Genomic DNA, 7104 nt, shown 5'->3' on the forward strand with positions numbered 1-7104 from the left:
TCAGCAAAAAGCGCAACTTCAAAACGCGCAAGCGAGGGTACCGCGATTTCCGCTGGTCCAACGATTTCCCGACGGGCTTCGCCATGCTTCATCATGGCTCGGCGTGAAAACACGGCTTCTTGCTTCGGGCCGGTCGTTTCCCGGCATTCCCATTGAGTTGTTCGGTGACTTGATCGTTGAGCCGCTCGTAGGTCAGAACCGATGGCTGATTGTTCATCCAGAATCGATGTCCTTCTTCGCGGGCTTGTCGAAGATCCGCGGATTCGTTGAGCAATTGGATCATTCGATCATTGGCACGCTGACTAATCATTCGATCAATGGTCTGCTGACGTGCCTCGGCTTTGCGGAGCGACTTGTCAAGCCAAGTGTTCCAAGCAATCAATTCCGCTTTTCCTTTAACCCTTTGCATCACCCAAATGGAAACTTTGTTCGATTGTTTGGCGACCCACAACACATGAGCCAGAAAAGGTTTCAACGGATCGTACCATCTGGCCTCGGCCTTGATGCGCTCAAGCTCGGCCTCTTCTTCCAATTGATCCGCAAAGGCAAATGCCTTCTTCCAACAATCTTTTTGGAACCGCTCGATAACCGCACCACCAAGGATTATCAAATCCCTTGATCTTACAGGAGGTTTCACATCATGAATGACCGGTGTGTTCCCCGCCAAAGTTGTTCCTGCAAACAACAACGAGGCAAGCAAACTCCAAAAGCGTTTCATGAGAATCCCTCCTGATTGAAAAGACACATCCGACTATTTTTACGACCATGTTTGCGTGCTACAGATCTTCAGATTCGTCAAGCAGCCTTTGCATCCTCGCATAGGGATCATTGGGTTCGGCGGGTTGGGTCAAGCTCTCGATCAATCGAAAGGGAAGCCGGTCCAACTCTTGCAACCGGTCCATCACATGGTTCAACGGGTCGTACCATTTGGCAGGAGTTTTGATTCGCTCAAGTCTGGCTTCTTCTTCCATTTGGTCAGCGAAAGCGAATGCCTTTGTCCAGCGATCGTCTTTGAATAATTCGACAATCTTCCCTCCTCTAATAACCAACCCGTTTCGTGATTTTTGGGACGGTTTCACATTTGAGACTTGAAGGACCGGTGTGTTCCCCGCCAAGGTTGTTCCCGTGAGCAACATCAAGGCAATCAAAGTCCCATACTGCTTCATGAGGGTCCTCCCTGACCGAAGACATTCTGACCCTTCCTGTAGGCCCGAGAATATCCGAACGGTTCGCTCCACGCCAGTCCTGATGGGTTCTCCTATACTCTCGAAAGTCGCAAATCAGTCTCCCTTCTCTCTGGAGAACCATTGTGAACCGCCTTGTTTTTGGCTTCACTGCTCTGCTTCTGGCTGTGTCGGCGGTGGCCGCCGCGCCGGGCAAAACTCTGGTCACCGGGTTGAAAAACCCCGAGTCGATCGCCGTCAGTTCCGATGGCCGGACATTTGTCTCCCTCATCGGCGAGTTCGACAAGGATGGCGACGGCTCCGTCGGCCTTCTGAAAGGGGACAAGGTCGAACCCTTTGCCGAGGGGTTTGACGATCCCAAGGGGTTGGTCGCGTATCAACAGTGGTTGTTCGTGGCCGACAAGACCCGCGTTCGGCGGATCAACCTGAAGTCCGGCAAGGCGGACATCTATGCCGACACCAAGGATTTCCCGATTCCCCCGCTGTTCCTCAACGATCTCGCCATCGACGAGGAAGGCAATCTCTACATCAGCGATTCGGGCGACCGCAAAGGCGGCGGCGGGGCAATCTTCCGCATCGCCGGGAATTTCCCCAAGAGGCCCAAGCCGGGGGAACCGCTGAAGAAGTACGACCCGGATGCCCCCCGCGTCGTGACGGTGGTGGCCGAGGCGAAGACCGCCCCCTACCTGAAGACCCCCAACGGGTTGCTGCTCGACAGTCAGTTTCATTTGCTGGTGGTTGACTTCGCCAGCGGAGATTTGCACCGTTTGAAACTCGCCGACGGGACCGTCGAGAAAGTGGCGGACGGCTTCAAAGGTGGCGACGGTCTGTGCTTCGATCAAAACGGCCGGTTGTACATCACCTCTTGGTCCGAAGGCAAAGTGTGGTCGATCCCCCGGCCGGGTGAGAAGCCTGTCTTGATGGCCGAAGGATTCAAGAGCGCCGCCGACTTGTGTCTGGACAACGCCAACGACCAGCAACTCCTCGTTCCCGACATGCTCGCGGGAACCATCACGGCGCTTCCCTCCCAACCACCGGGCTGGGAAGTGGATCGCAGCCCGTTGCCGATTGAAACGGCCGTGGCCTTCAAGGACATGACCTGGACCGGCTGGGATTCCGGAGCCGACTCCGGCAAGCGCATCCCGCTTCGGCCGATCTTGCTGACCAATGCGGCCGACGGCTTGGGCCGTATTTTCGTCGCCACGCAACAAGGCGTTCTCCATGCCTTCAAGGATGGCGACAAGGAAACGAAAGTCGTCCTCGACATCCAAAAGAAAGTCTTTTACGACGACAAGGAAAACGAACAGGGCCTCCTCGGATTGGCGTTCCATCCCAAGTTCAAGGAAAACGGCGAGGTGTACATCTTCTACACCCTGAAAGAACCGAGGCTGACCAACGTGATCTCGCGGTTCCGCATCAGCAAGACCAACCCGGACCAGCTTGACCCGGCCTCCGAGGAAGAAGTGATGCGGATTAACCACAAATACTGGAACCACGACGGCGGCACGATTTGCTTCGGGCCGGACGGCTTCCTGTATGTCGTCCTCGGCGACGGCGGCGACGGCGGCGATCCGGACGATCACGGCCAAATGATGAGCACGCTGCTCGGCAAGATTCTCCGCATTGATGTGAACAGCAAGGCCGAAGGGAAAGCCTACGGCATCCCGAAGGACAACCCCTTCGCGGCCACCAAGGGAGCCGCCCCGGAAATCTTCGCCTTGGGCGTCCGCAATCCCTGGCGGATGTCCTTCGACCGGAAGACCGGCCAGGGCTGGTTCGCCGATGTGGGCCAAAACCTTTGGGAAGAAATCAACTTGCTCGAAAAAGGGGGCAACTATGGCTGGCGCCGCCGCGAGTCTCTGCACCCGTATCACACGGACGGCACCGGCCCGAAAAAGGAGTTGATCGAACCGATCTGGGAATACCACCACGAAACCGGCAAATCCATCACCGGCGGCTACGTCTATCGCGGCAAACAACTCCCGGAACTGGAAGGCCACTACCTTTACACCGACTACATCACCGGCCGAATGTGGGCCTTGAAGTACGACGAAACCAAGAAGCGAGTGGTGGCCAACCGTACCCTCAAGAACAACTCGGCCTCCATCATGTCCTACGGCGAAGACGAGGCCGGCGAAGTTTACGTGATGACCTTCTCCCCGAACGGGAAGGGCATCCACCGTTTCGTGAAATCTGCGAGCGGGGCGAAGTGACGAGATGACGGGAGAGAAGGCCAGACGCTCACGGTCTTTCTCTCCCGCCGGTTTGCCGTTCTCGTTTCAACCGCCGACACGCCCGGCATCGGTTGGCGGTCGAATACACAGAACCTTTGGCCACTTCGTACCACCATTTTTGCTGACCAGCCGTCCAAATCTCGGGTTTGCCACAGTTGACACAACTGAAGGGCAAATCCAAATAGAATCCACGCTTGACGAAATCAGGAGCCTCGTAACTGTTGTGCGGGACCAACGCCTCTTTGTTCACGGGTTCGCCTCGACTCGCCTCCAGTTCACGAGCGGCGAGAACGGCCTTTTCTTGCTCGGCCATCAATTTGGCGAGATTCGCCTTCTTCTTGGCATCAAGCTCCGCACGGCGCTGCTTTCCGCTTTTCATGCTCATTGCCTTTCTCGAACTACATAAACTCATTCGTGATCCGGCCAATATCAAACGGCGTGATCCCTTCGCTGACGGAAAAGACCGCCCCGGCTGATGCACGGTTCGCGGCCAATTCACCTCTCGCCCGGATGCGTAACGGATACAACGATTGATATTTTCAGCCGGCCGAGTTTTCAAACACATGAACGGGGTTTGTTTCAAAGGTTTCATTCAATGGCATCATAATTGCGTTTGCTCTGGTTGCTTTGCATGATCGCCCTCAACCAAGCATGAGATCAAACTGTGAAACCCTCGCATTATTTCAACAAATTTTTGATTGCGCCAGTGGCATGTTTATTATTGGCCGCCGTCTCGGCGGCCCAAGCCCCGACGCCGCCAGCGCCCGATGACAAAGACACCGGCGTGCAGGAGCTGACTCGCGGGCCTGTCCATGAGGCTTTCGGGCAGCCGGCTCAGTTTAACCCCGAACCCGGTGAGGTGGTTGCCAAGGCTCCGCCAGAGGCAGTGGAAGAGTTGCCGCCGGATCAAAAGCCGGAGGGGGACGATGTCCGCTGGATTCCCGGTTACTGGCAATGGGACGACGAATCGAAGGATTTTCTGTGGGTCAGCGGCCTCTGGCGGAACATCCCGCCGGGGCGCAACTGGGTTCCCGGCTATTGGAACAAAACTGCCGAAGGTTATCAGTGGGTGTCCGGTTTCTGGGCCTCCACGGAGACGGCCGAAACCGAATATCTCCCCGCGCCGCCCGAAACCTTGGAAAACGGGCCAGTTGGCGAGGCGACCACTGCCGACTCCGTCTGGATGCCGGGCGTTTGGATGTGGCGGGACACCCGCTATCTGTGGCGGCCGGGTTATTGGGTGCCGGGCCAGGCCAATTGGGTTTGGTCGTCCCCGCACTATGACTGGACACCCAATGGCTACGTGTTCGTTGATGGATATTGGGATTATCCGTTGCAACAACGCGGGTTGTTGTTTGCCCCCGTCATGTTCGGCAATCAACTCCGTCCCGGTTATGCGTACACGCCGAGTGTTGTGATTGATCCGCTGTTGTTAGCCGGCAACCTGTTCGCCCGTCCTCGCTATGGCCACTATTATTTCGGCGACTATTACGCCGCCAATTATGCGACGGCGGGTATCTACCCGTGGTTCTCTTATGCGAATTCCCGTCGCGGGTATGATCCGCTGTATGCCTACACGGCCACATCGTTCGCCAGCAGCAACCCAAACTGGGCGGCCAATCAACGGACAAATTATTTCAACCTTCAGCAAAACGTCGCCGCCCGCCCGGCGAGGACCTTTGCCGCTCAACAACAACTGGCCCGCACGGCCAACACTCAAAACCAGATTTTGGCCCGGTCGCTGGCTGATGTGGCCGCCGCCAAGAATTCAACGGTGCGGCTGGCAAAGGTCGAGGCGGCCGAGTTGAAAACCCAACGAGCCCAAACCGCCGAGTTCCGCAAACTGGCGACCGAACGGGTGAAGTTGGAAAAGGCCGAGGGCGCCACCGCCCCGAAGACCGGCACGGCCCGAACAGCCCCGGCAAAAGTGAAACTGCCGGTGACCGCCTCCGCCGGCGCATCTGCCTCAGTGAAGGTGAAGGCCCCGCCGGCCGCGCCCAAGCAACCGGAACCGGCCGCCCATGATCCGGCCAAGGCCAAAGCCTCCACATTGCCCCACCCGGAAGATGTGTTGAAGCCCGATTTCAAACCCGGCGTCCCGATGGGCAAAGAACCGGTGACACCGAAGAACCCGCTGCCCAAGGAACCGGTGACGCCGAAGAATCCGCTTCCGAAGGAACCGGCCAATCTGTTGCCCAAGGAACCTGCCGTTCCGAAGAATCCGTTGCCGAAGGAACCGCCTGCCGTGGTTCCGATGCCGAAGGCCCCGCCGATGGTTCCGGCGCCCAAAGTGCCGGTTCCGAAACCCGGCCCGAAGCCGAAAGACTAACTTGCCGTGACTTCTGTTGATTCGCCGCCACCCAAGAAGATTCTTCTTGGGTGGCGGCGTTTTGCCCGTCGATCAGTGTTCCCCTTCCCGTCGCCCGCCTTCGTGCATATCTGTTCCCAGAATCAAACCGCCCGTCTGGAGAAATCGAATGGCCGCGCAACACACCCCGCAATTCTTGAACATCGTCAACGACGCCAAAGCTCGGGTCAAAGAATGTACCCTTGTGGATGTGGTCAATCGGATCAACGCCGGGGAAAAGTTCGTGTTGGTGGATGTGCGGGAAGAAAGCGAGTTCGCGGCCGGTCATGCGCCGGGGGCCGTCCACTTGGGCAAGGGCGTTATCGAACGGGATATTGAGAAGAAGATTCCGGACCCGGCCACCCCGCTGGTGCTGTATTGCGGTGGCGGCTTTCGGTCGGCCTTGGCGGCCGACAACATCCAAAAGATGGGGTACACGAACGTCATCAGCATGGACGGTGGCTGGCGGGCCTGGATGCAAGCCAGCCTGCCGGTCGAAAAAAGCTAAACAAACGCTTCCAACATCAACCCGGCAACAGCGGCCAGCCGTTGCCGGGAGCATCCACATTCCAAATCGACAATCACCTTACTGTTTCGCGTCTCTGCCCTTCGGAGCCGGGGTCGCCGCTCCTTCCTTGTAATCCAGCAAAAACTTCCGGCGTTGATCCGCAAAGGTCCGCAGCGGGAAATCCCGGCCGCGGCCGCCGCCACCGGTTGCCGGCGAATCGGCCGTTGTCCGCTCGAAGGCGTCGAAAGATTCCAGCTTCCGGGTATCGGCCTTCACCTCGGCTTCAATGAGCTTGCGGTATTGGGCCACGACCGGGCCAAGATTCTTCCAATCCAGCGAATCGGTCGCAATCTTGCGGACGTTTTCCAGATACTTCGCCTTCAGGGCCGGAACCGCCAGCACCTTGCTGCGAAGCGGTTTCCGCGAGTCCGTCAGGGCCACCAGCGGATCAAGCGTCACACCACCACCGCCACCACCCATGCCGGGGGGGCCAAAGCCGCCGCCCATGCCGGGAGGGCCGAAACCACCGGGGCCGCCTTCACGCATTTGCTTCCACTGTTTAAGCTGATCAGCCGTCAGGAGCTTTTCGAGTTTCGTGTCCGTTTCCTTTTGCAGCGAGTCCAATGATTTCCGTTGTTCTTCGTTCAATTGCAGCATGTCACGCATAAACACGGGAATCAGCTCACCCGGCGGGGGCAACTGCATGCCACCACCGAAGCCACCGCCGCCGGGACCACCGGGACCACCGGGACCACCGGGACCGCCACCACCGAAACCGCCACCACCACCGGGGCCGCCGGGGTTTCCGCCAGCGCCACCAAAGCCGCCACC

The 7104-nt window shown here is 58.0% G+C and carries 7 protein-coding genes; 4 read left to right on the forward strand and 3 right to left on the reverse strand.

The annotated features are described in order from the left end of the window. A partial coding sequence (locus tag BGIM_RS65085) for a hypothetical protein (protein ID WP_162136308.1) occupies positions 1-619 on the forward strand: 619 nt, incomplete at its 5' end. Positions 620-776: 157 nt separating this feature from the next. Here BGIM_RS65085 and BGIM_RS0131945 read toward each other — a convergent pair. Next, a complete protein-coding gene (locus BGIM_RS0131945; protein ID WP_020473732.1) occupies positions 777-1166 on the reverse strand; it encodes a hypothetical protein in 390 nt (129 codons plus the stop codon). A gap of 143 nt (positions 1167-1309) precedes the next feature. Between BGIM_RS0131945 and BGIM_RS0131950 the strand changes: the two genes are divergently transcribed. Next, a complete protein-coding gene (locus tag BGIM_RS0131950) occupies positions 1310-3397 on the forward strand; it encodes a PQQ-dependent sugar dehydrogenase (RefSeq protein ID WP_020473733.1) in 2088 nt (695 codons plus the stop codon). 28 nt (positions 3398-3425) lie between these two features. Here the strand turns inward: BGIM_RS0131950 and BGIM_RS0131955 are convergent, their stop codons facing one another. Further along, entirely contained in the window at positions 3426-3803 is a 378-nt protein-coding gene (locus BGIM_RS0131955) for a zinc-ribbon domain containing protein (RefSeq protein ID WP_020473734.1), read from the reverse strand. Between the two features lie 321 nt (positions 3804-4124). On the opposite strand from BGIM_RS0131955, the gene BGIM_RS58640 reads away from it, so the two are divergent. After that, positions 4125-5747 carry a YXWGXW repeat-containing protein gene (locus tag BGIM_RS58640; RefSeq protein WP_162136309.1) on the forward strand — a complete coding sequence of 541 codons (1623 nt, stop codon included), beginning with the start codon at positions 4125-4127 and terminating at the stop codon, positions 5745-5747. 148 nt (positions 5748-5895) lie between these two features. Continuing rightward, positions 5896-6273 carry a rhodanese-like domain-containing protein gene (locus BGIM_RS0131970; protein ID WP_020473735.1) on the forward strand — a complete coding sequence of 126 codons (378 nt, stop codon included), beginning with the start codon at positions 5896-5898 and terminating at the stop codon, positions 6271-6273. A gap of 78 nt (positions 6274-6351) precedes the next feature. On the opposite strand, the gene BGIM_RS66640 is transcribed toward BGIM_RS0131970, so the two are convergent. Further along, on the reverse strand, positions 6352-6978 hold the full coding sequence (locus tag BGIM_RS66640) for a hypothetical protein (protein ID WP_202947344.1): 627 nt from the start codon (positions 6976-6978) through the stop codon (positions 6352-6354). Positions 6979-7104: the final 126 nt, after the last annotated feature.

The organism is Zavarzinella formosa DSM 19928, from assembly GCF_000255705.1.
In the GTDB taxonomy this organism is placed as follows: domain Bacteria; phylum Planctomycetota; class Planctomycetia; order Gemmatales; family Gemmataceae; genus Zavarzinella; species Zavarzinella formosa.